General features: G+C 68.3%; 20 protein-coding genes. 6 read left to right on the forward strand and 14 right to left on the reverse strand.

Annotation, left to right across the window (positions count from 1 at the left end; all coding sequences use genetic code 11):
* From A5707_RS08105 to A5707_RS08135, 7 genes are all read right to left on the reverse strand, one after another.
* Nucleotides 1-385: deaminase (locus A5707_RS08105; protein WP_197495287.1), on the reverse strand; the 385-nt coding region annotated here is incomplete at its 3' end.
* Entirely contained in the window at nucleotides 382-1,071 is a 690-nt protein-coding gene (gene rpe / locus A5707_RS08110; RefSeq protein ID WP_065013990.1) for a ribulose-phosphate 3-epimerase, read from the reverse strand. The genes rpe and A5707_RS08105, both read right to left, overlap by 4 nt.
* 10 nt (nucleotides 1,072-1,081) lie before the next feature.
* Nucleotides 1,082-2,494, reverse strand: a complete 1,413-nt coding sequence (locus A5707_RS08115; RefSeq protein ID WP_065013991.1) for an RsmB/NOP family class I SAM-dependent RNA methyltransferase — start codon at nucleotides 2,492-2,494, stop codon at nucleotides 1,082-1,084.
* The gene (gene fmt / locus A5707_RS08120) at nucleotides 2,491-3,423 is read right to left on the reverse strand and encodes a methionyl-tRNA formyltransferase (RefSeq protein ID WP_065013992.1); all 933 of its coding nucleotides are present in this window, start codon (nucleotides 3,421-3,423) and stop codon (nucleotides 2,491-2,493) included. Before fmt ends, A5707_RS08115 begins: the two co-directional genes overlap by 4 nt.
* A 96-nt stretch (nucleotides 3,424-3,519) precedes the next feature.
* Nucleotides 3,520-5,475, reverse strand: coding sequence for an aconitate hydratase (locus A5707_RS08125; protein WP_065013993.1), 1,956 nt, complete (start codon nucleotides 5,473-5,475; stop codon nucleotides 3,520-3,522).
* 73 nt (nucleotides 5,476-5,548) lie between these two features.
* The gene (locus A5707_RS08130) at nucleotides 5,549-7,567 is read right to left on the reverse strand and encodes a primosomal protein N' (RefSeq protein ID WP_197495288.1); all 2,019 of its coding nucleotides are present in this window, start codon (nucleotides 7,565-7,567) and stop codon (nucleotides 5,549-5,551) included.
* Nucleotides 7,568-7,573: 6 nt separating this feature from the next.
* A complete protein-coding gene (locus A5707_RS08135) occupies nucleotides 7,574-8,296 on the reverse strand; it encodes a lysoplasmalogenase (protein ID WP_065013994.1) in 723 nt (240 codons plus the stop codon).
* Here A5707_RS08135 and A5707_RS08140 point away from each other — a divergent pair.
* The 4 genes from A5707_RS08140 (at nucleotide 8,295) to A5707_RS08155 (ending at nucleotide 12,134) form a co-directional block, all read left to right on the forward strand.
* Nucleotides 8,295-9,233 (forward strand): alpha/beta hydrolase, encoded by a 939-nt coding sequence (locus A5707_RS08140; protein ID WP_065013995.1) that lies wholly within the window; start codon nucleotides 8,295-8,297, stop codon nucleotides 9,231-9,233. The genes A5707_RS08135 and A5707_RS08140 overlap by 2 nt on opposite strands.
* Nucleotides 9,230-10,171 carry an alpha/beta hydrolase gene (locus tag A5707_RS08145; protein WP_082969341.1) on the forward strand — a complete coding sequence of 314 codons (942 nt, stop codon included), beginning with the start codon at nucleotides 9,230-9,232 and terminating at the stop codon, nucleotides 10,169-10,171. Before A5707_RS08140 ends, A5707_RS08145 begins: the two co-directional genes overlap by 4 nt.
* A 96-nt stretch (nucleotides 10,172-10,267) precedes the next feature.
* On the forward strand, nucleotides 10,268-10,549 hold the full coding sequence (locus A5707_RS08150) for a hypothetical protein (RefSeq protein ID WP_065013996.1): 282 nt from the start codon (nucleotides 10,268-10,270) through the stop codon (nucleotides 10,547-10,549).
* A gap of 94 nt (nucleotides 10,550-10,643) precedes the next feature.
* The gene (locus A5707_RS08155) at nucleotides 10,644-12,134 is read left to right on the forward strand and encodes a flavin-containing monooxygenase (protein ID WP_065013997.1); all 1,491 of its coding nucleotides are present in this window, start codon (nucleotides 10,644-10,646) and stop codon (nucleotides 12,132-12,134) included.
* A gap of 117 nt (nucleotides 12,135-12,251) precedes the next feature.
* On the opposite strand, the gene metK is transcribed toward A5707_RS08155, so the two are convergent.
* From metK to mihF, 5 genes are all read right to left on the reverse strand, one after another.
* On the reverse strand, nucleotides 12,252-13,463 hold the full coding sequence (metK, locus tag A5707_RS08160) for a methionine adenosyltransferase (protein WP_065013998.1): 1,212 nt from the start codon (nucleotides 13,461-13,463) through the stop codon (nucleotides 12,252-12,254).
* Between the two features lie 100 nt (nucleotides 13,464-13,563).
* Complete coding sequence (coaBC, locus tag A5707_RS08165) at nucleotides 13,564-14,805, reverse strand: bifunctional phosphopantothenoylcysteine decarboxylase/phosphopantothenate--cysteine ligase CoaBC (protein ID WP_065013999.1); 1,242 nt, start codon at nucleotides 14,803-14,805, stop codon at nucleotides 13,564-13,566.
* A gap of 39 nt (nucleotides 14,806-14,844) precedes the next feature.
* The gene (gene rpoZ, locus A5707_RS08170) at nucleotides 14,845-15,174 is read right to left on the reverse strand and encodes a DNA-directed RNA polymerase subunit omega (protein WP_065014000.1); all 330 of its coding nucleotides are present in this window, start codon (nucleotides 15,172-15,174) and stop codon (nucleotides 14,845-14,847) included.
* Between the two features lie 68 nt (nucleotides 15,175-15,242).
* A complete protein-coding gene (gene gmk, locus A5707_RS08175) occupies nucleotides 15,243-15,869 on the reverse strand; it encodes a guanylate kinase (RefSeq protein WP_082969342.1) in 627 nt (208 codons plus the stop codon).
* 63 nt (nucleotides 15,870-15,932) lie between these two features.
* The gene (mihF, locus tag A5707_RS08180; protein ID WP_003932123.1) at nucleotides 15,933-16,250 is read right to left on the reverse strand and encodes an integration host factor, actinobacterial type; all 318 of its coding nucleotides are present in this window, start codon (nucleotides 16,248-16,250) and stop codon (nucleotides 15,933-15,935) included.
* Nucleotides 16,251-16,855: 605 nt separating this feature from the next.
* Between mihF and A5707_RS08185 the strand changes: the two genes are divergently transcribed.
* Together A5707_RS08185 and A5707_RS08190 are read left to right on the forward strand one after the other, a co-directional pair.
* On the forward strand, nucleotides 16,856-17,263 hold the full coding sequence (locus A5707_RS08185; protein ID WP_156657689.1) for a TOBE domain-containing protein: 408 nt from the start codon (nucleotides 16,856-16,858) through the stop codon (nucleotides 17,261-17,263).
* Between the two features lie 205 nt (nucleotides 17,264-17,468).
* On the forward strand, nucleotides 17,469-17,732 hold the full coding sequence (locus A5707_RS08190) for a hypothetical protein (RefSeq protein ID WP_065014002.1): 264 nt from the start codon (nucleotides 17,469-17,471) through the stop codon (nucleotides 17,730-17,732).
* A gap of 68 nt (nucleotides 17,733-17,800) precedes the next feature.
* On the opposite strand, the gene pyrF is transcribed toward A5707_RS08190, so the two are convergent.
* Both pyrF and carB read right to left on the reverse strand, forming a co-directional pair.
* Nucleotides 17,801-18,619: an orotidine-5'-phosphate decarboxylase gene (pyrF, locus tag A5707_RS08195; RefSeq protein ID WP_065014003.1), complete on the reverse strand. Its 819-nt coding sequence runs from the start codon at nucleotides 18,617-18,619 to the stop codon at nucleotides 17,801-17,803.
* Nucleotides 18,616-21,963, reverse strand: a complete 3,348-nt coding sequence (gene carB, locus A5707_RS08200) for a carbamoyl-phosphate synthase large subunit (protein ID WP_065014004.1) — start codon at nucleotides 21,961-21,963, stop codon at nucleotides 18,616-18,618. Before carB ends, pyrF begins: the two co-directional genes overlap by 4 nt.
* Between the last annotated feature and the right edge of the window lie 40 nt (nucleotides 21,964-22,003).

The raw sequence follows: 22,003 nt of genomic DNA on the forward strand, positions 1-22,003 counted from the left end.
CGACGTGCACGCCGGCCGCCGACAGCCGCGCCGCACCGCCGGCCGCGATCGGATTCGGGTCCGCGACCGCATACACCACCGACGCGATACCGGCGTCGAGCAGTGCGTCCACACACGGCGGCGTTTTGCCGTGGTGATTGCACGGCTCCAGGGTGACCACCGCCGTACCGCCGGCAGCCAGACTGCCGGCCCGCCGCAGCGCCACGACCTCGGCGTGCGCGCTGCCCGTCGGGCCGGTGCCGCCCACTCCGACGACCCGGCCCTCACGGTCCAGGATCACCGCGCCGACCGGCGGGTTCGGATAGGTGGCGCCCTTGACCAGGTCAGCATGGTCGACCGCGAGGCGCATGGCGGCTTCGTGGTCGATGGCCGCCGCGGTACTCATCGGCGCAGATGCGGTGACGCGGCGCCGGCCCGTCGCCGCAGCGCCTCGACCGCCTCACCCGGGTCGTCGGCGTTGTAGACGGCTGATCCGGCGACGAAGCAGTCGACGCCGGCCTCGGCGGCCTGCTCGATGGTGTCGGCATTGATGCCGCCGTCGATCTCCACCAGGATGGTCAGTTCACCGGAGTCGACCATTTTGCGCACGGTGCGCACTTTGCTCAACACCTCGGGGATGAACTCCTGGCCACCGAAGCCAGGTTCAACCGACATCACCAGGAAGGTGTCGAAGTCTTTGAGGATCTCCAGATACGGCTCCAACGGGGTGCCGGGTTTGATGCTCAACCCTGCCTTGGCGCCGGCGGCCCGGATGTCGCGGGCCACGCCGACGGGGTTGTCGGTGGCCTCCGCATGGAAGGTGACGTTGTGGGCGCCGGCCTCGGCGTAGGGCGGTGCCCACCGGTCGGGGTTCTCGATCATCAAATGGCAATCCATCGGGATGTCGCTGGCTTGCAGGAGGCTTTCCACCACCGGCAGGCCGATGGTCAGGTTCGGCACGAAATGCGCGTCCATCACGTCGACATGCAGCCAGTCGGCGCCGGCGACCACAGCGGCTTCGTCGGCAAGGCGGGCGAAATCGGCGGCCAGGATCGACGGCGCGATCAGGGGTCGATCGGTGTTGGCGGACATGGGGATGAGCCTACTGGGGGTCTACTTGCAGGGCGGCGGCGAACATGGCGTCGGTGCCGTGTCGGTGCGGCCACAGCTGAACATAGGGCCCCTCCCCCAGCTCGTCGACCGGCTCGAACAACGGCCTGGTGTCCAGCGCGTGCACCGGCTGACGGCGCAGCGCATCGGCGACGACACCGACGGTCTCGGACAGGTGCGGAGAGCAGGTGGCATACAGCACCACCCCGCCGGGCCGGGTCAATCCGATTGCCGCCGTGAGCAATTCACGTTGCAGCCGCGTCAGCGCCGGAATGTCGCTGGGCTGACGCCGCCAGCGGGACTCGGGTCGGCGGCGCAGCGCGCCCAGCCCGGTACAGGGCACGTCGACCAGCACCCGGTCGAAGCCCGGGTCCAGGCCGGTTTCGCGCCCGTCAGCCTGCAGCACGTCGACTGGTAGACCGCGGGTGTTCGCCGCTACCAGGTCGGCACGGTGCGCCGCGGGCTCGACCGCAGTGACCCGGGCCCCGCGGCCGGCGCCCACCGCGGCCAGCAGCGCGGTCTTGCCGCCGGGCCCCGCGCACAGGTCCAACCAGCGGCCGGTGTCGTCGGCCACCGGTGCCAACGTCAACGCGCGGGCCACCAACTGGCTGCCTTCGTCTTGCACCAGCGCTTGGCCGTCACGCACCGCGGGCAACTCCCCTGGGTCACCGGCCGGCAGGTACACCGCATACGGCGAATACCGGCCGACGGTGCCGTCCACCGCGTCGGCCAGCTCGGCGGCCGTCAGACTCCCAGGCCGCGCCGCCAAATGCACCTGCGGGCGCTCGTCGTCGCTGGCCAACACGGCGTCGAGCTCGCCGGCGGCCGCGCCCAACGCGTCGGCAAACGCCTGGGCGATCCAGCGCGGGTGGGCATGGACCAAGGCGGCATGCCCGACGGGATCGGTCGCCGGGTCGGGCGCCAGCTCCTCGACCCAGGACCGCTCGTCGCGGGTGCTGACGGTTCTCAGCACACCGTTGACGAAACCCGCACGCGCCGAGTCGAATTCGATCGCCGCCTGCTCGACGGTGGTGGACACCGCGGCGTGCGCTTCGACCCTGGTGCGCAGCAGCTGGTACGTGCCGAGCCGCAGCAGGTCGAGCAGCACCGGGTCGATCGCGTCGGGTGACCGTCCGGCCGCCGCGCCGATGATCGCGTCGAGCAGACCGCGGGTGCGGCTGGTGCCGTAGGTGAGTTCGGTGGCGAAAGCGGCGTCACGCCCAGTGATCTGACGTTCACGCAGCAGCGCTGGCAACGCCAGGTTGGGGTAGGCGTCGCGCTCGGTGACGGCGCGCAGCACGTCGAACGCGGCCCGCCGGGCGGGGTCCAGCGGCCGGCGCCGGGGTGGCCGGGGCCGGGACGGTCGCCGGCCTGGTTGGCTGCGGCGCGGCTTGTCCGGCGTCATGAGGCGTGCGCCGCGGAGTCCAGCCGGGCGCCGCGTGCCCAGTCGACGGCATTCATGAACTTCTTTCCCGGCGGCTGGATTTCACCGAGCTGCACCGGCTGCGAGCCGGTGCCGACCTGCACCATGTGGCGACTGACTTGAATCTTCCCGGGCTGCAGGGTATTTGATGCCGCGGCGTCGACGCGGACCGGTCCGAGCTTGACCCGCACGTCGCCGATCAGCGTCCACGCGCCGGGATGGGGTGTGACGGCGCGGATGCGACGCTCGACGACCTGGGCCGGCAGATCCCAGCGCACCCGCGCGTCGTCGACAGTGATCTTGGGTGCGACGCTGACCCCGTCTTGTGATTGCGGCACCGGTGTCAGCGCCCCGTCGGCGATGCCGTCCAGCGTCGTCTCCAGCAGAGCGGCTCCCGAAACGGCCAACCGGTCAAGCAGATCTCCGGCGGTGTCGCCCGGCTGGATCGTCTCGGTGACAACGCCGTAGACCGGTCCGGAATCCAGGCTGGGCTCGATCTGGAACGTGGTCGCGCCGGTGATCGGGTCGCCCGCCGCCAGGGCGGCCTGCACCGGGGCGGCGCCGCGCCAGGCGGGCAGCAGCGAAAAGTGCAGATTGACCCAGCCGTGTGGCGGCACCGCCAGCAACTCGTCACGCAGCAGCGCGCCGTAGGCCACCACCGGGCAGCAGTCCGGCGCCAACTGCGCCAACTCCGCGACGAACTCGGGGCTGTTCGGCCGCGCCGGCCGCAGTACCGGAATGCTGCGCTCGAGCGCCAGCCGGGCCACCGGTGACGGTTGCAGATGGCCCCGCCGGCCCGACGCGGCATCGGGCCGGGTGAGCACCGCGACCACCTCGTGGTGGGGCGAGTCGATGAGCCGGCACAGTGCGGGCAAGGCGGGTTCGGGGGTGCCGGCGAAAACGAGGCGCATTGGCCCATCCTATTGGCGTTGACTCTGCGGCTACCGGGCAGAAGTGCGAGTAGCCCACTTGGTCAGCGCAGACTCAACGCAGTGGCGGGGCCAGCGTCATTGTTCTTCTTCCGCCAAGCGTGGAATCAGCCCGCCCGCCAACACATCTTTGACCTGCCGCGGCGAAAGTCGATGCCGCACAGTGAAAGACTTGTCCTTGGTGACGTTGTTCACCTCGATGGTGTCGCCGTCGGCCAGGGCGTCGCGGACATCTTTGAGGCGCAAGGTGTCGTCCTGGTCGATCGCGTCGTAGTCGTCGGCGTTGTCGAACTCGAGTGCCAGCACACCGTAGTTGGCGAGGTTTTGCCAATGGATGCGTGCGAACGACTTCGCGATGACGGCCCGCAGACCCAGATAACGCGGGGCGATCGCGGCGTGCTCCCGGGACGAACCCTGACCGTAATTCTCGCCGCCGACCACGATATGCCCGTCCTCGCCGGCCTCCTGGGCCCGCTCCGGATAGGACTCGTCGATCTGGGTGAAACTGAACATCGCCAGTTTGGGGATATTGGAGCGAAACGGCAGTGCCCGCGCGCCAGCCGGGGAGATTTCGTCGGTGGAGATGTTGTCGTCGACCTTGAGCAGAACCGGGGCCTCGATTTCGTCAGGTAGCGGCGACAGTTCCGGGAGGCTGGAAATATTGGGCCCTTTCACCGGTTCGACCTTTTGGGCTTCGTCCTCGGGCAATGGTTCCACCAACATCGCGGTGTTGACCGAACTCTGCTCGGGCAGATCGAGTTTGGGGTAGTCCATCTTCACCTCGCGCGCCCAGTCCCGCGGGTCGGTGATGACACCGGTCAACGCGGACGCAGCGGCGGTCTCCGGCGAGCACAGCCAGACCGAATCCTCCTTCGTCCCCGAACGACCGGGGAAGTTGCGCGGCATCGTGCGCAGCGAGTTACGGCCGACGGCCGGCGCTTGACCCATGCCGATGCACCCCATGCATCCGCTCTGGTGGATACGCGCCCCGCCGATCACCAGCTCGGCCGTCGCGCCCATTTTCGTCAAATCGGCCAGGATCTGCCGCGACGTCGGGTTGACGTCGAAGCTGACTTGCGGCGCTGTTTGGCGTCCGGCCACCATTGCGGCGGCGATCGCGAAATCGCGCAGCCCGGGGTTGGCGCTCGAGCCGATGACCACCTGCGCAATCTCCTCGCCGGCGACCTCGCGCACCGGCACCACGTTGCCCGGTGACGAGGGTTTGGCGATCAGCGGTTCGATCTTTGACAAGTCGATGCTGTCCTCGACGTCGTAGCCGGCGTCGTCGTCGGCGAGCAGCTCTACCCAGTCATCCTCGCGCTCTTCTGCGCGCAAGAACTCGCGGACGGCGTCGTCGCTGGGGAAAACTGTTGTGGTGGCGCCGAGTTCGGCACCCATGTTGGCAATCACGTGGCGGTCCATGGCCGTCAGACTGGCCAGCCCCGGCCCGTGGTATTCGATGATCCGGTTCACCCCGCCCTTGACGTCATGTCGGCGCAGCATCTCCAGGATGACGTCTTTGGCCGAACACCATTCCGGGAGTTCACCTTCCAGCCGGATACCCCACACTTCGGGCATGCGGATGTGCAGCGGTCGGCCGGTGATCGCCAACGCGACCTCCAGCCCGCCCACCCCGATCGCCAGCATGCCCAGCGAACCTGCAGCCGGCGTGTGGGAATCCGACCCCACCATTGTCTTGCCCGGAATCCCGAACCGCTGCATATGTGTTGGATGCGAGACGCCGTTGCCGGGCTTGGAGAACCACAGCCCGAACCGCTGCGCGGCGGTGCGCAGATACTCGTGATCTTCGGCATTCTTCTCGTCGGTCTGCAGCAGATTGTGGTCGACGTATTGGACGCTGACCTCGGTACGCGCCCGATCGAGATCCAGTGCCTCGAGTTCCTGCATCACCAGCGTGCCGGTGGCGTCCTGGGTCAACGTCTGATCGATATGGATGGCGATCTCTTCGCCCGGCGTCATCTCACCCGATACGAGGTGGGAGTCGATCAACTTCTGCGTGACGTTCAGTGACATACCGGCTCCTTATCTGGTGGCGATACTCGCACATACCTGGGTAGCGAGTACCCAGTTGAGCCCGTGGATCCGCTCAGCCGATATGCAAGGGGTCAACCTGCACCCGCACCGGCTCGTGATCTTGTCGGGCGCTGAGCATCGCGACGGCCCGTCGCAGCGCCGCTGCCAGCGCCAAACCCTGCTCACGGGGCACCCGCACCAACATCCGGGCCACCGGCAGATCCGCGGCGGTGCCCGCCGGGCGGCGCGCGCCCGACGGCAGATCCACCGGGCCAAGCAGCTCGGCGCCCTCCGGCAGTTGGGTGTGGTCCAACAGCGCAGCGACCGCGGCGGTGCTGCCGTCGAGCGCAGCGATGTGCACACTGGGCGGCAGGCCCACCTCGGCGCGGGCGGCGGACTCGACTTCGGCGTGCCCGACCGGATCCCACCGGATGAGCGACTGCACCGTCGGGATCGCCGATTCGGCGACAACCGCCACGACCCCGCCGTCGCCGCGGGCACGCACCAGCGCCGCGGCGGCCAGCCAGCGCCGCAGCGTGTCCTCGGCCGCGCGCAGATCCTGCCGGCCCAGCAGCGCCCAGCTGTCCAGTAGCAGCGCCGCACCGTAGCCGCCGGCTGCTCGCGGTTCGGCGCCCGGGGTGGCCACCACCAGGGCCGCGCGGTCGGCGACTTCCGACACCACCGCCTCACCACCGGAGGTGATCACCGTCGTCTGGGGAAACGCCCGGCCGAGCTCCTCGGCGGTGCGCCGAGCGCCGACGACCACGGCCCGCACCGCATTCGAGCCGCAACGCGGGCATCGCAGCGAAGCGTCGACGCGACCGCACCAGCGGCAGACCGCGGCACCGGTATCGGGCAGCGACAGCGGGCCGGTGCAGTGCCGGCATCGCGCGATCGCGCGACACCGTCCGCACGCCAGCGACGGCACATACCCCCGGCGCGGCACCTGGACCAGTACCGGCGCGTCGGCGTCCAACGCGGACCGCGCGGCCCGCAAAGCAACCGAGGGCAACCGCGCGCTGCGCGCCGCCGGGTCGCGTTCGTCGGCGTAGCCGCCGTCCTCGAGTGCGACCACCCGCGGAGTGCGAACCCGCACTACCGGCCGGGCCGCGACGACATCGTGGGCCCACCCGCTGCGCACCAGCGCGTGCGCTTCGGCGGTACGGGCGTAGCCGCCGATCAGCGCCGCGCAGCGGGTCTGATGCGCACGCAGCATCGCCACCTCGCGAGCGTGCGGATACGGAGCTCGCGGTTCGGCCAGGGTGTCGTCGCCGTCGTCCCACACCATGATCAGACCCAGGTCGGTCACCGGCGCGAACACCGCGCTGCGGGTGCCGATGACCAGTCGCGCGTTGCCGCGCAGCGCCGCCAGCCAGCGGCGATAGCGGGCGGCGGGGCCCAGTCCGGCCGACAACGCCACGACCATGGCCGCGTCGAGCCGCGCCATCGCCGACTGCCACAGTTCGTCCACGTCGCGCTGATCGGGCACCACCGCCAACACTCCCCGCCCGGTGTGCACGGTCTGCGCGGCCGCCTCGGCGAATCGGTCGGTCCAGCGCTCACCGGGCAGCGCCTGCCAGACCGCGCGCGCAGCCCGCGACTCGGCCAGCGCCGTCAAAAACTGGCCGCCGCGACCGTAGCCCTGCCAGCCGGCCGGATCGACCGGCTTGACCACGGGTTGGCTTGGCGGCGTGACGGTTTCGCGTTCCACCCGGGCGTGTCGCGCCGGGATCGCCAGCCGAAGCACGTCGGCGCGGGTGCCGGCGTAGCGTGCCGCGACGGCGTCGACGAGTCGACGGGTCTCCCCGGTGAGCACCACTTCGGGCGAGACGACGCGGTCCAGCCAGGCCAGCTTGCCGACGTGATCGGTGTCGGTGCGGCGTTCCAAGACAAATCCGTCGACCAGTCGGCCGTGGAATCGCACCCGCACCCGTACCCCGGGGTGTGCGTCGTCGGACTGGTCTGCGGCTACCAGGTAGTCGAATTCGCGGTCCAGATGCGGCACCGACAACAGGGGCAGCACCCGGGCGATCGGCTCATGCTCGGCGGGCTGCCGCCTCCCCCCGCGAGCGTGCGTGTCCCCGGCCGACACGCCGCGCTAATCCCCGGGTTTGCGCACGCTCGCGGGAGCCCGGCCGAAGAAGAATCCGGCCGTGATCAAGATCTGCGCCGCCGCGTAGGTCCACCAGACCGGCACCGCCAACGCTTCGTTGCCCAGCACGAACCGGCCGATGCCGATCAGCGCGTCCGATACGGCAAAGCACACCGCGCCCACCGCAGTCCAGGCCGTGGGCAACCGCGCCAGCAGCGCAGCACAGACCATCGCGCCCAGCACCACGATGTAGACGACCACCGGCAGCGTGAGGTTTTCCCGAGCCAGCCCCGGCCAGAACCACACCAGCAGCGCCACGCACGCCGCGCACGTCGCCGCGACGGCCAGCAGACGGGGACGGGATCGGGCCGCCAGCGGGACCAGCGCACCCAGATAACACAGATGCGCCAGCAGGAACGACCCGAGCCCCAGCACGAACGACAGCGTCCACCACGGGATGGCCAGCAGCACATCGCCGATCGCCGAGAACACCAGCGCCGCCATCAGCCAGCGGCGCTCGCGGATGATCGGATGCACAACCGCCGCGCCGGCCAGCAGCAGCGCCATCGACGCTTTGAATATCGGCTGGCCCGCGAACCGCCCGGTCAGTTCGTCGCCCGGCAGCGAACGAAGCGCCGTCATGGTCAGAAATAGCCCGTAACCGATCGCTGCCCAGCCGGCAAGCACCCAGCCGCCGCTCACTAACCGCGGTGCGTACGGTGTCTGCATGTCCGACGACACCGGTTCCGCCATCGACCCCATTCTGCTGAAGGTACTGGATAAGGTGCCGTTCCGGTTATCGCTCGACGACGGGCTCGAGGCGGCCCGGAAACGGATGCGCGACCTGCCGCGGCGTTCGGTGCATCCGAAGCTGCGCGTCGACAACCGCACGATCGACGGCCCGGGCGGGCCGATTAACGTCAGAATCTATTGGCCCCCAACGGATGCCGTATCGCCGGTGCTGATGTATTTCCACGGGGGCGGCTTCGTCGTCGGCGACCTGGACACCCACGACGGCACCTGCCGCCAGCACGCTGTCGGCGCCGACGCGGTGGTGGTGTCGGTGGACTACCGGCTGGCACCCGAGCATCCCTATCCCGCTGCTATCGACGACGCTTGGGCCGCAACACAATGGGTCGCCGAGCACGGCGACGAGCTTGGTGCCGACGCCACCCGGTTGGCAGTAGCCGGGGATTCTGCGGGCGGCACGATCGCTGCGGTGATCGCACAGCGCGCTCGCGACAACGGCGGCCCGCCGATCGCCTTTCAGCTGTTGTGGTATCCGTCCACGCTGTGGGATTCGTCGTTGCCGTCGTTCACCGAAAACGCCGCGGCGCCGGTCCTGGACCGCGACGCCGTCGCCACGTTCTCTCGTTGGTACGCAGGCGAAGTCGACCTGCGCGAACCGCCGGCGGGGATGGCGCCGGGGCGGGCGAAGAACCTGGCGGACTTGGCACCGGCGTACATCGCCGTCGCCGGACACGACCCGCTGCGCGACGACGGGCTGCGCTACGGTGAGCTGCTCGACGCGGCCGGGGTCTCTGTCGAGGTGCATAACGCCGCGACACTGGTACACGGGTATGTCGGCTACGCCGGGGTGGTGCCCGCCGCTACCGAGGCCACCGACCGCGGACTGACCGCGCTGCGGAAAGAGCTCCACAGATGACCGCCCGCCTCGAGATCGACCCCGCCCTCAAGGCGCTGCTGGACGCGGTATCGCTGACGTTCACCGCCGCCGACGGTGTGGAGGTCGCGCGGGCAAAGCTTCGCCAGCTGCAGGCGCCCCCGAAGATGTTGCCGCAGTTGCGAATCGAGGAACGCACAATCGGGGCAGGCGTCCCGGTGCGCATTTACTGGCCGCCGGTCGCCGAGCACACCGATTTGCCCGTCGTCGTCTTCTACCACGGCGGCGGGTGGTCGATCGGCGACCTGAACACCCACGACGGGGTCGCCCGCGCGCATGCCGTGGGCGCCGAGGCCGTCGTGGTGTCGGTCGACTACCGGCTCGCGCCCGAGCACCCGTTCCCGGCCGGGGTCGACGACTGCTGGGCGGCCCTGCAGTGGGTCGGTGAGCATGCCGGCGAGCTGGGCGGTGACCCGAAGCGGATCGCCGTGGCCGGCGACTCCGCCGGCGGGAACCTGTCGGCGGTGATGGCGCAGCTGGCCCGCGACCACGGCGGTCCGGCGTTGGCGTTCCAGCTGCTGTGGTACCCGTCGCTGATCGGCGACCTGTCGCTGCCGTCGTTCACCGAAAATGCCGATGCGCCGATCCTGGACCGCGACGTCATCGACGCCTTCTTGCAGTGGTATGTACCCGACGTCGACCTCAGCGACCCGACTGGCTTGCCCGCCACGTTGGTGCCGGCCAACGCCGCCGATTTGTCCGGTCTGGCGCCGGCGTACATCAGCACCGCCGAGCACGATCCGCTGCGCGACGACGGCGCCCGCTACGCAGAGTTGCTCACGGCCGCCGGTGTGCCCACCGAGCTGAGCAACGAGCCGACGCTGGTGCACGGCTTCGTCAGCTTCGCGCTGTTCGTCCCCGCCGCGGCCGAGGCGACCAACCGTGGGCTGGCCGCGCTGAAGAACGCGTTGCACGGGTAGCGCATTGCCCGTCCTGGCCTGGACCGATGCGAGCGCATCTATCCGCCACTACAGTGGGCGGCTTCCGTGACACGAACGTCGAACAGGAGCCGATTCATGCTGGTACTGACGCCCGCGGCCGCTGAGGTCGTCAAGGCCGTGACCGCCGCACCAAACGCCCCCGAGGATGCCGGGCTGCGGATCGCGTCGAGCGCGGATGAACAGAACGCCTTGCAGCTCAGCGCAACAGAGGGGCCGGGTGACGGCGATCAGGTCGTGGAGGGCGACGGCGCCCGGGTGTTCCTTGAACCGAAAGTCGCCGAGTTTTTGGACGACAAGGTGTTGGACGCGCAGGTGGACGACCAGGGCGCTCACTTTGTGTTGCTCGACCAAGCGTGAGTTGATCGCGCAGGTCCATTCCGGACCGGCGGCATAGCTCATAGAGTTGCTGCATGACCACGGCATGGGGTGCGCAGCGACGGGCGAGGCGGGTATGACGACGAGTACGCAGCCCGACTACCACACCCTTGTCGTCGGCGCCGGATTCTCCGGGATCGGCGCCGCCATCAAACTCGACGAAGCCGGACTCGGTGACTACCTGGTGATCGAAGCCGGCGACGGCGTCGGTGGCACCTGGCACTGGAACACGTATCCCGGTATCGCCGTGGATATTCCGTCGTTTTCCTACCAGTTTTCGTTCGAGCAGCGGCCCGACTGGTCGCGGACTTATGCACCGGGCAAGGAACTGAAAGCCTACGCCGAACACTGCGCCGACAAATACCGCATTCGGCCCAAGATCCGATTCAACACCAAGGTGTTGGCCGCGGACTTCGACGACGAGCAGACGCTGTGGCAGGTGCACACCGATCCCGGCGGGGTGATCACCGCGCGGTTCTTGATCAACGCCAGCGGTGTGCTCACGGTGCCCAAACTGCCGGACATCGACGGCGTCGACTCCTTCGACGGCATCACGATGCATACCGCGCGCTGGGACCACCAGCAGGACTTGAGCGGTAAGCGGGTCGGCATCATCGGCACCGGCGCATCAGCCGTTCAGGTGATTCCCGAGATCGCGCCGATCGTCAAGCAGCTCACCGTTTTTCAGCGCACACCGATCTGGTGCTTCCCGAAGTTCGACGTGCCACTGCCGCGGCTGGCGCGCTGGGCGATGCGGGTGCCGGGCGGCAAAGCGGCCCAGCGGTGGGCCAGCCAGGCCTATGTCGAGGCGACGTTCCCGATCCCGGCGCAGTACTTCACGGTGTTCCCGATGGCGCGGTGGATGGAACGAGCCGGGCGGACCTATCTGCGCCAACAGGTCAAGGATCCGCAGGTACGCGACCAGCTCACCCCGCGTTATGCCGTGGGCTGCAAACGGCCCGGCTTCCACAACAGCTATCTGTCGACGTTCAACCGCGACAACGTCCGGCTGGTGACCGAGCCGATCGACAAGATCACGCCGTCGGCGGTGGCCACCGCAGACGGCGACAGCCACGAGATCGACGTGCTGGTGCTGGCGACCGGTTTCAAGGTGATGGACACCGACAGCGTGCCGACGTTCGCGGTCACCGGCACCAAAGGCCGCTCGCTGAGCCAGTTTTGGGACGAGCAGCGGTTGCAGGCCTACGAAGGGGTCAGCATTCCCGGCTTCCCGAACCTGTTCAGTGTGTTCGGTCCCTACGGGTATGTCGGGTCATCGTATTTCGCTTTGATCGAAGCGCAGACACACCACATCGTGCGCTGCCTGAAGCGGGCGCATAGCGATGGCGCGTCACGAGTCGAGGTCACCGAGCAGGCCAACGACCGGTACTTCGCCGAGATGATGCGCCGCCGGCACCGCCAAGTGTTCTGGCAGGAGAGTTGCCGGCAGGCCAACAGCTACTACTTCGACAAGAACGGCGACGTGCCGCTGCGGCCCACGACGACGGTCGAGGCCTATTGGCGCAGCCGTCGTTTCGACCTCGACGACTACCGGTTCAGCGCCTAGACCGCCGAGAGTGAAGCTGCGTTCACGTTGACCGCCGAGAGTGAACTTACGTTCACGCTCGGCGGGAAAGGCGGCGGGAAAGGCGGCGGGAAAGGCGGCGGGAAGGCGCCAGGGAGACTAGACGGCGCGCTTGAGGTCGTCGACCTTGTTGAGTTGCTCCCACGGCAACTCGACGTCGGTGCGGCCGAAGTGGCCGTAGGCGGCGGTCTGGGCGTAGATCGGCCGCAGCAGGTCCAGGTCGCGGATGATCGCGCCGGGCCGCAGGTCGAACACCTCGCCGATGGCCTTCTCGATCTTGACCGGGTCGACGGCCTCGGTGCCGAACGTCTCGACGAACAACCCCACCGGGGCGGCCTTGCCGATCGCGTAGGCGACCTGCACCTCCGCCCGCTCGGCCAGGCCGGCAGCGACCACGTTCTTGGCCACCCAGCGCATCGCGTAGGCCGCCGAACGGTCCACCTTCGACGGGTCCTTGCCCGAGAATGCGCCGCCGCCGTGGCGGGCCCACCCGCCGTAGGTGTCGACGATGATCTTGCGGCCGGTCAGCCCGGCATCGCCCATCGGTCCGCCGAGCACGAACTTGCCGGTCGGGTTGATCAGCAGCCGGTAGTCCGAGGTGTCCATGGTGTCGTGCCCAAGGTCGGACAGGACCGTGTTGACGACCTTCTCCCGGATGTCGGGGGTGAGAGTGGCTTCCAGGTCGATGCCGTCGGCGTGCTGGGTGGACAGCACCACGGTGTCCAGCCGCACCGGGATGGCGCCGTCGTACTGGACGGTGACCTGCGTCTTGCCGTCCGGCCGCAGGTAGTCGAGCACGCCGTTCTTGCGGACCTCGGTGAGCCGGCGCGACAGCCGGTGCGCCAACGCGATCGGCAGCGGCATGTACTCGGGGGTGTCTTTGATCGCATAGCCGAACATCAGGCCCTGGTCGCCGGCGCCCTGCGCGTCCAGCGGGTCACCCGCGCCCTCGACGCGGGTCTCATGGGCGGTGTCGACGCCCTGGGCGATGTCGGGCGACTGGGCGCCGATGCCGATGTTGACACCGCAGGTGGTCCCGTCGAAGCCCTTGTCCGACGAGTCGTATCCGATGTCGAGGATGCGGCTGCGCACGGTGTTGGTGATCTCGGCGAACGCTTCCTTCGCCGTCGTCGTCACCTCCCCGACCACGTGCACCTGGCCGGTGGTGACCAGCGTCTCGACCGCCACCCGCGACCTCGGATCGTCGGCCAGCAGCGCGTCGAGCACCGAGTCGCTGATCGCGTCACAGATTTTGTCGGGATGGCCCTCGGTGACCGACTCGCTGGTGAACAGCCGACCCTTTTCGCTCACACCCAGATCCTTCCCGTTCTCAACAAAATGTTAGTTAGGCGAAGTATATCGCCATGTCCGTCGCCCGACCTGCCGGGGCGGGCGTCACACGATAACGCGCCTACCCGTTGCCGCCCTGCAGAAAGGTGGCGATTGCGTCCACGATACGACTGGCCATCAGTGTCTTGGAGCCGTGCTGCAGGGCGGTCTCCGTGCCGTCGGAGCTCAGCAGCCACCCGTCGTTACTGTCCACCTCGAAGGCCTTACCCTCGCCGACGGCGTTGACCACCAGCAGGTCGCAGCCCTTGCGGCGCAACTTAGCCCGGGCGTGGAACAACACGTCGCCGTTCTCGTCACCGGTCTCGGCGGCGAACCCGACGATGGCCCGCATGTTGGGCAGTTGGCCGTCGGCGCGGGACCGCACAGCGGTGGCCAGCACGTCATCGTTGCGGACGAGCTCGATGACCGGGGGCGCCTCGGCGCCTTTTTTGATCTTGGCGGTCGCAACCTGCGACGGACGGAAGTCGGCGACGGCCGCGGCCATCGCCAGCACGTGGGCGTCGGGCGCGTGCTTGGAGACCGCGTCACGCAGCTGTTGCGCCGAGCTGACGTGCACCACGTCGACACCGGCGGGGTCGATCAGCCCGGCGGTGTGTCCGGCGATCAGCGTCACCTCGGCGCCGCGCTGGGCGGCCACCCGCGCCAGCGCATAGCCCTGCTTTCCCGAGCTGCGGTTGCCGATGAAGCGCACCGGATCGATCGGCTCACGGGTGCCGCCGGCGGTCACCAGCAGCCGGCAGCCGGCCATGTCGTAGGGCAGCGCGTCGTGCCGCTCCAGGAGCAACTGGACCAGTGTGGTGATCTCCTCGGCCTCGGGCAGCCGGCCGGCGCCGCTGTCGGCGCCGGTGAGCCGACCGGATGCAGGTTCCAGCACCACTGCCCCGCGACGGCGCAGCACCGCGACGTTGTCGACGGTGGCCGGATGGAGCCACATCTCGGTGTGCATGGCGGGCGCGAACAGGACCGGACACCGCGCGGTGAGCAGGGTCGCGGTGAGCAGGTCGTCGGCCCGGCCGGCGACGGCCCGGGCCAGCAGGTCGGCGGTGGCGGGTGCGACGACGACCAAGTCGGCCTGCTGGCCGATTGCGACGTGCGGCACCGCCGGGACATCGTCGAAGACGCCGGTATGTACCGGCTGGCCGGAGAGCGCCTCGAAGGTCGCGGCCCCGACGAAGCGAAGGGCGGATTCCGTGGGGATGACCCGGACCTGGTGGCCGGCTTCGGTGAGCTGGCGCACCACGGTGCACGCCTTGTAGGCGGCGATGCCGCCCGACACGCCGACGACGATCCGTTTGCGGTCCATCACTCCCGCTCTTCGATCATGCCGTGGCGCCTGACCGTCTTATTCGCCTTCGGTGTGCTCAAGCAGGTCGGCGTGGATCTCGCGCAGCGCGATCGACAACGGCTTTTCCTGCAGCCCCGGCTCGACCAGCGGCCCGACATACTCGAGGATGCCTTCCCCGAGCTGGTTGTAGTAGTCGTTGATCTGCCGAGCGCGCTTGGCCGCGTAGATCACCAGCGCGTACTTGCTCGACACCCGGTCCAGCAGCTCGTCGATGGGTGGGTTGGTGATGCCCAGCGGGGTGTCATAGCCGACCGCGCCGGATGCCGGATCCAGTTGATCCATGGTGGAGACGGCGGCAAGTTGCGCGTCGGATTGCGGAGTGCTCACGTAAGTCTTTCTCCTGGCGGCGTAGAGCGGCGGACAATCTGTGTGGTGAATCGGCTCTAGATGGCGGATCACGCCGTATCCGGCGCGGTGCCCACCAGCAAGGATACCAACTCCGAGCAGGCAGTTTCCAATCGACTGTTCACCACGATCTCGTCGAAATCACCCTGAGCTGCCATTTCGGTCCGGGCAGTGGCAAGCCGACGTTGGATTACCTCGGCGGTCTCGGTGCCGCGACCGACCAATCTGGCCTCCAGCACCTCCCAGCTCGGCGGCGCCAAAAAGACACTGATCGCCTCCGGCAGCGCCTGCTTGACCGCGCGCGCCCCGGCCAGATCCACCTCGATGAGCACCGGATAGCCGGATGCGGTGGCCTCCCGCACCGGCTGGGCCAATGTGCCGGACCGGTGTAGCCCGCCATGGATGTCGGCCCACTCCAGCAGCGCGCCCTCGTCGATCAACTGCTGAAATTGCGCCGCGGTCACGAAGTGGTAGTCGACGCCGTCGACCTCGCCCGGCCTGGGCGCCCGAGTCGTCGCCGACACGCTGAAATGCAAGTCGGGGATGCGCTCACGCAGGCACCGGACCAACGTCGATTTGCCGACCGCGGAGGGACCGGACAACACGACAACACGTCCTGCGGCTTGCGGCCGCAACCGTTCGTCGCGCTCGCCGTCCGGTCCTCCGTCGGCGCTCACCGACTCCCCTCAACTAACTTGCCCGACTGGCGCTCAGGCCCTCCGGCCTGCATCGTCGTCGGGTTAGGAGAAGTCGAACTTTTCCAGCAGTGCCTTGCGCTGACGATCGCCGAGCCCACGCAGACGGCGGGTCGGTGCGATTTCGAGCTCGGTCATGATTTCCTGCGCCTTGACCTTGCCCACCTTCGGCAACGCCTCGAGCAGCGCAGATACCTTCATCTTGCCCAAAACCTCGTCGGTCTCAGCGTCCTTGAGCACCTGCTTCAGGTTGGTGCCGCCGCGCTTGAGCCGGTCCTTGAGCTCGGCACGCGCTCGACGCGCGGCAGCAGCCTTCTCCAACGCGGCCGCGCGCTGCTCGTCGGTCAACTGGGGAAGGGCCACGATTCCTCCGTCTCATCGATCTTTGGTTTATCTCAGCCGGGTACTCCAGCCAGCGGAGACGACCGTACTCACGGTGCCAGACGAAATCTAACCCGCCCCCCTGGTTAGAGCTACAAAGGCCCAGCGTGCGGGGTGGTGTGGCGGTGGTTCGGCAGGATGCGCGACGGCTTGGCCGGGCATCGTCTCGACGAGCTACCACTGCCTGAGCGGGTTCCGGATCCAACTGTCTAGCAGCGGTTTTGAGGCGTCGCCCCGGCCTGGCACCGATCGGGGCAGGCCGGCCGGGACGGCCTCAAACGGTGCTGATAACCCGGAAATCGAACAATTACGCACGTCACGGCGTGTCGCGCGTGTCGCGCGGCGGGTCGCACCGGGTTCGACAGCGTGGACCCGGGCGATTTCGGGGCGCTCGGCGGCCGGATGCGGGTTGATGGAACCAGCCGACCCGTCTACTACCGTGTGTAGTAAGTGGTCGGTTTGGGCTTGGCGTGCCATGCCAGCCGCTCCCCCGGGTGGGCCCGATCTGCGGTTATAGCGACGTGCCCATCTCCGCACACGCGTACGTAAGCGCCGTCGCCAGCGATTACACAGGATAGGATCGGTTCGTGCCGACGATGCGGATCCGTGAGGCCGCCGAGTTGCTGGGGGTCAGCGACGACACCGTTCGGCGGTGGATCGACCAGGGCACCCTGTCGGTCAGCCACGACCAATCCGGCCGCAAGGTGATCGCCGGCGACGTCTTGGCGGAATTCGCACGGACCAACGCGCCGCTACAGCCGCCAAACCCGCTCGGCGTCGGCAGCTCGGCACGCAACCGCTTCGTCGGCTTGGTCACCAAAGTGGAGACCGACAAGGTGATGGCCCGGGTCGAGATGCAATGCGGACCCTTTACGGTCGTATCCCTGATGAGCGCCGAGGCCGCTCGCGAGTTGGAGCTGGAGCCCGGCAGCGTCGCGGTGGCCGTGGTCAAGGCCACCACCGTCATCGTCGAAACACCCGGCCAGTCCGCCTAACCGGTCGAGGCGCCAGGATACGTCACCTCACTGCACAGCGACGTCGCTATCGTCGGCTGGCAGCGAAATCACAACGACCCGTACGCATTTCCCCTACTTGTTATCAGCCCGTCCACAACGACGATTCAGTAGGACAACGGTTTTGCCGGTTAACGTCGGGGCGTAGGACGAAAACACATCTGCAATGAGCAAAGGAGTAGTTCCTATGGACGCCAAACGAATTCTGTGCGCCTCTGCGATCGCTACCGGCGTCGGCGTGGCTGGACTTTTCGGCAGCGGGATCGCGATGGCGAACGCCGCTCCCGCACCGGGTATTTCACCGGTCGCAACCAGCAAGGGCGCACCCGCCCCGGCCCCCAATCCCAGTATCAAGCTCGACCATCACGACCGGAAAAAGGTTGTCAAGCAAGACAAGAAGCAGCTCAAGCACCACCCCGCCCAGATCACGCCAACCTCGGGGCAGCGCTGAGAATCCGCCCCGAAGGAAAGGCGGACCACCACCGAGTGGTCCGCCATTCCTTCGACTGGTCACCGGCGCTATCCCGCAGTCAGGTATGCCACCGCGTCGCGCATCTGCTCACCGGCCGCGCGCAGCGCGCCGACATCCGGTCCGGCCCGCAGCACGTCGCGGGACACCGCGGGCCACAACTGGCTGCAACTCGCTCCGCCCAGCCGCGATAACGCGTCGGGCCGGCCGCCCTGGGCGCCGATGCCAGGCAGCAGCACCGGCCCATCGAGGTCGCTGAGATCGGGCACCTCGGCCAGCGTGGCGCCGACGACCACGCCCACCGAGGCGGGCTGGCGCGTCCGGTTCCATGCGGCGACGTCGTCGACCACCGCCTGTGCGACGGTGCGACCGCCGCTCATCGCCCGCTGCACGCCGGCGCCCTCCGGGTTGGAAGTCGCGGCCAGGACGAACACTCCCCGCCCCTGGCTGGCCGCGGTATCCAGCAGTGGCTGCAGAGAACCGAAACCCAGATAGGGCGAGGCTGTCACCGCGTCGGCGGCCAGCGGCGACTCCCCCAGCCACGCGTCGGCGTAGGCGGCCATCGTCGACCCGATGTCACCCCGTTTGGCATCGGCCAGCACCAGCACACCAACGGCACGCAGGGCACCGATCGTGTGCTCCAGCACCTGGTATCCGGCCGCACCATAGGCCTCGAAAAACGCCACCTGCGGTTTGACCATGGCGAATTGCGCGAACGCCTGCACACAGGTGTCGCAGAACGCGGCCAACCCGTCGGCTGTCAGCGGCAGATCCCAGCTGCGCAACAGTTCAGGATGCGGGTCGATCCCGAGACATAACGGTCCGCGCCGCGATCTGGCCTCGGCCAGTTTGACGCCGAATCCGGTCATGCTCGATGGTCGCCGATGGCGCTGTGCAGCTCTTGCAGCGAGCGAACGCCGATGTCTCCGCGGATGCCTGCTTCGATGCCCTGGACGGCGGCCGAGGCGCCCTGCACGGTCGTCACGCAGGGGATGTTCATTCCGACTGCCGCCGAACGGATCTCGTAGCCGTCGATGCGTGGGCCGGAGTTGCCGTAGGGCGTGTTGATTACCATGTCGACCTCGCCGGCGCGGATCGCGTCGACGGCCGACAGCGGCGGGCGGTCCGGTTGCGGCGGCTCAAAGTGTTTGCGCACCTCGTCGCATGGAATACCGTTGCGCCGCAGCATCTCCGCGGTGCCTTCGGTGGCCAGCACCCGAAAGCCCAAGTCGGCCAGGCGCTTGACCGGGAACACCAGCGACCGCTTGTCGCGGTTAGCCACCGACACGAACACCGTGCCCTGCGCCGGCAACGAGCCGTATGCCGCGGTTTGGCTTTTCGCAAATGCGCTGCCGAAGTCGCGGTCGATACCCATCACCTCGCCGGTCGATTTCATCTCAGGCCCCAGCAGCGAGTCGATTCCGGACCCGTCGACGGTGCGGAACCGGTGGAACGGCAACACCGCCTCCTTGACCGCGATGGGAGCGTGTGGCTCCGCGCTGGCACCGTCGCCGGAGGCCGCCAGCAGCTTCTCGGAGCGCAGCTGGGCGATCGTGGCGCCCAGCATGATTCGCGCACACGCCTTGGCCAGCGGTATCGCCGTCGCCTTCGAGACGAACGGCACCGTGCGGCTGGCGCGGGGGTTGGCCTCCAGCACGTAGAGCACGTCGTCCTTCAGCGCGAATTGCACATTGAGCAGCCCCACCACGCCGATGCCGTGGGCGATCGCCTCGGTAGCCCGTCGCACCTTGTCGATATCGGTGCGCCCCAGTGTGACCGGGGGCAGTGCGCACGCGGAGTCCCCGGAGTGGATGCCGGCCTCTTCGATGTGCTCCATGATGCCGCCGATATAGACCTCGCTGCCGTCGCACAGTGCGTCGACGTCGATTTCGATGGCGTCCTCGAGGAAGCGGTCGACCAGCACCGGGTGCTCGGGGGACAACTCGGTGGCGCGGGCGATGTAGCCCTGCAACGTCTCGTCGTCGTAGACGATCTCCATGCCCCGACCGCCCAGCACATACGACGGCCGCACCAGCACCGGGTAGCCGATCTCGGCGGCGATCCGGCGGGCCTGCTCGAAGGTGGTCGCGGTGCCGAAGCGCGGCGCCGGTAGCCCGGCCGCGTTGAGTACGTCGCCGAAGGCGCCGCGGTCTTCGGCCAAATCGATGGCTTCCGGCGGCGTCCCGACAATCGGCACGCCGGCGTCGGCAAGCCGTTGCGCCAGGCCGAGCGGGGTCTGGCCGCCGAGTTGCACGATGACACCGGCCACCCCCGGACCGCCGATGCCCGACTGGGATTCGGCGTAGAACACCTCCAGCACGTCTTCGAAGGTCAGCGGCTCGAAGTACAGCCGGTCGGCGGTGTCGTAGTCGGTGGAGACGGTTTCCGGGTTGCAGTTGACCATCACCGTTTCAAAACCGGCCCGCGACAACGTGGTTGCCGCGTGCACACAGCTGTAGTCGAACTCGATGCCTTGCCCGATGCGGTTGGGTCCCGACCCGAGGATGAGCACTTTGGGTTTCTCGGTCTGCGGTGCCACTTCGGTTTCGGCGGCGGGGTCGAGCTCGTAGCTGCTGTAGTGGTACGGCGTCTTGGCCTCGAATTCCGCCGCGCAGGTGTCCACCGTCTTGTACACCGGGTGGATGCCCAGCCGTCCCCGCAATGACCGCACGCCGTCCTCGCCGGCCAATTCCGGTCGCAGCGCCGCGATCTGGCGATCCGACAGCCCGTTGTGCTTGGCACGCTGCAGCAGGTCGACGTCGAGCACCGCGGCGTCGGCCAACTCGCGCCGCAGCACCACCAGCTCGGCGATCTGTGCGACGAACCACGGGTCGACACCGGAGGCGTCCGATACCGCTTCGACCGAGGCGCCCAGCCGCAGCGCCAACTCGATGTCGTAGAGCCGGCCCTCGGTCGGGTTGCGCAGTCGCTCCAGGGTGGCCTCGACGTCAGTGTCGGCGTCCGGCTTGGTCCAGAACCCGGCGCGGCTGGTCTCCAGCGACCGCATCACCTTGCCGAGCGCTTCGACGAAGTTGCGGCCCAACGACATTGCCTCGCCGACGGACTTCATTGTGGTGGTCAGTGTCGGATCGGCGCCGACGAACTTCTCGAAGGCGAACCGCGGCGCCTTGACCACGACGTAGTCCAGCGTGGGTTCGAAACAGGCCGGGGTTTCTTTGGTGATGTCGTTGAGGATCTCGTCGAGGGTGTAGCCGATGGCCAGTTTGGCGGCGATCTTGGCGATCGGGAACCCGGTGGCCTTGGACGCCAGTGCGGACGAGCGCGACACCCGCGGGTTCATCTCGATGACGATCAGCCGACCGTCGCGCGGGTTGACCGCGAACTGGATGTTGCAGCCGCCGGTGTCCACGCCGACCTCACGCAGGATCGCGATGCCCAGATCCCGCATCCGCTGGTATTCCCGGTCGGTCAGCGTCATCGCCGGCGCGACGGTCACCGAGTCACCGGTGTGCACACCCATCGGGTCGACGTTTTCGATCGAGCACACCACCACGACGTTGTCGTTGCCGTCGCGCATGAGCTCGAGCTCGAATTCCTTCCAGCCGTAGATGGATTCCTCGATCAGCACGTTGGCGCTCGGTGAGGCGGCCAGGCCGGCGCCGGCCATTCGCTCGACTTCCTCGGCGCTGTGCGCCATTCCCGAGCCGAGACCGCCCATGGTGAAGCTCGGCCGCACCACCACCGGCAGCCCCAGCTCGTCGACGGTCTCGCGGACCTCGTCCATCGTGAAACACACGCGGCTGCGCGCGGATTCGCCGCCGACCTTGGCGACGATGTCCTTGAACCGCTGGCGGTCCTCGCCGCGCTGGATGGCGTCGAAGTCAGCGCCGATCAGCTCGACATCGTAGCGCTCCAACACCCCGTTCTCGTAGAGCGCGACCGCGGTGTTGAGCGCGGTTTGGCCGCCCAGGGTGGCCAGCAGCGCGTCGATCTTGTTGCCGCGTTCGGCCTGCTGGGCGATGACTCGTTCGACGAAGGACGGGGTGATCGGCTCCACGTAGGTGTGGTCGGCATACTCCGGGTCGGTCATGATGGTGGCCGGGTTGGAGTTGACCAGGCTCACCTGCAGACCCTCGGCGCGCAGCACCCGGCAGGCCTGGGTGCCCGAATAGTCGAACTCGCAGGCCTGCCCGATGACGATCGGCCCGGACCCGATCACCAGGACATGGTTGAGGTCGGTGCGACGCGCCATCAGCGCCCCCCTCCCGTTCGGCCGCGAGGGTGCACAGATG

This window comes from Mycobacterium kyorinense (assembly GCF_001672775.1).
Classification (GTDB): domain Bacteria; phylum Actinomycetota; class Actinomycetes; order Mycobacteriales; family Mycobacteriaceae; genus Mycobacterium; species Mycobacterium kyorinense_A.

Coding starts and splice junctions, on each gene's coding strand:
- A5707_RS08190 (WP_065014002.1), top strand. CDS start 17,469: ATGGACGCCAAACGAATTCTGTGCGCCTCTGCGATCGCTACCGGCGTC.
- A5707_RS08125 (WP_065013993.1), bottom strand. CDS start 5,475: ATGTCACTGAACGTCACGCAGAAGTTGATCGACTCCCACCTCGTATCG.
- rpe (WP_065013990.1), bottom strand. CDS start 1,071: ATGTCCGCCAACACCGATCGACCCCTGATCGCGCCGTCGATCCTGGCC.
- carB (WP_065014004.1), bottom strand. CDS start 21,963: ATGGCGCGTCGCACCGACCTCAACCATGTCCTGGTGATCGGGTCCGGG.
- coaBC (WP_065013999.1), bottom strand. CDS start 14,805: ATGGACCGCAAACGGATCGTCGTCGGCGTGTCGGGCGGCATCGCCGCC.
- A5707_RS08150 (WP_065013996.1), top strand. CDS start 10,268: ATGCTGGTACTGACGCCCGCGGCCGCTGAGGTCGTCAAGGCCGTGACC.
- A5707_RS08115 (WP_065013991.1), bottom strand. CDS start 2,494: ATGACGCCGGACAAGCCGCGCCGCAGCCAACCAGGCCGGCGACCGTCC.
- A5707_RS08155 (WP_065013997.1), top strand. CDS start 10,644: ATGACGACGAGTACGCAGCCCGACTACCACACCCTTGTCGTCGGCGCC.
- A5707_RS08135 (WP_065013994.1), bottom strand. CDS start 8,296: ATGCAGACACCGTACGCACCGCGGTTAGTGAGCGGCGGCTGGGTGCTT.
- A5707_RS08145 (WP_082969341.1), top strand. CDS start 9,230: ATGACCGCCCGCCTCGAGATCGACCCCGCCCTCAAGGCGCTGCTGGAC.
- A5707_RS08140 (WP_065013995.1), top strand. CDS start 8,295: ATGTCCGACGACACCGGTTCCGCCATCGACCCCATTCTGCTGAAGGTA.
- pyrF (WP_065014003.1), bottom strand. CDS start 18,619: ATGACCGGATTCGGCGTCAAACTGGCCGAGGCCAGATCGCGGCGCGGA.
- fmt (WP_065013992.1), bottom strand. CDS start 3,423: ATGCGCCTCGTTTTCGCCGGCACCCCCGAACCCGCCTTGCCCGCACTG.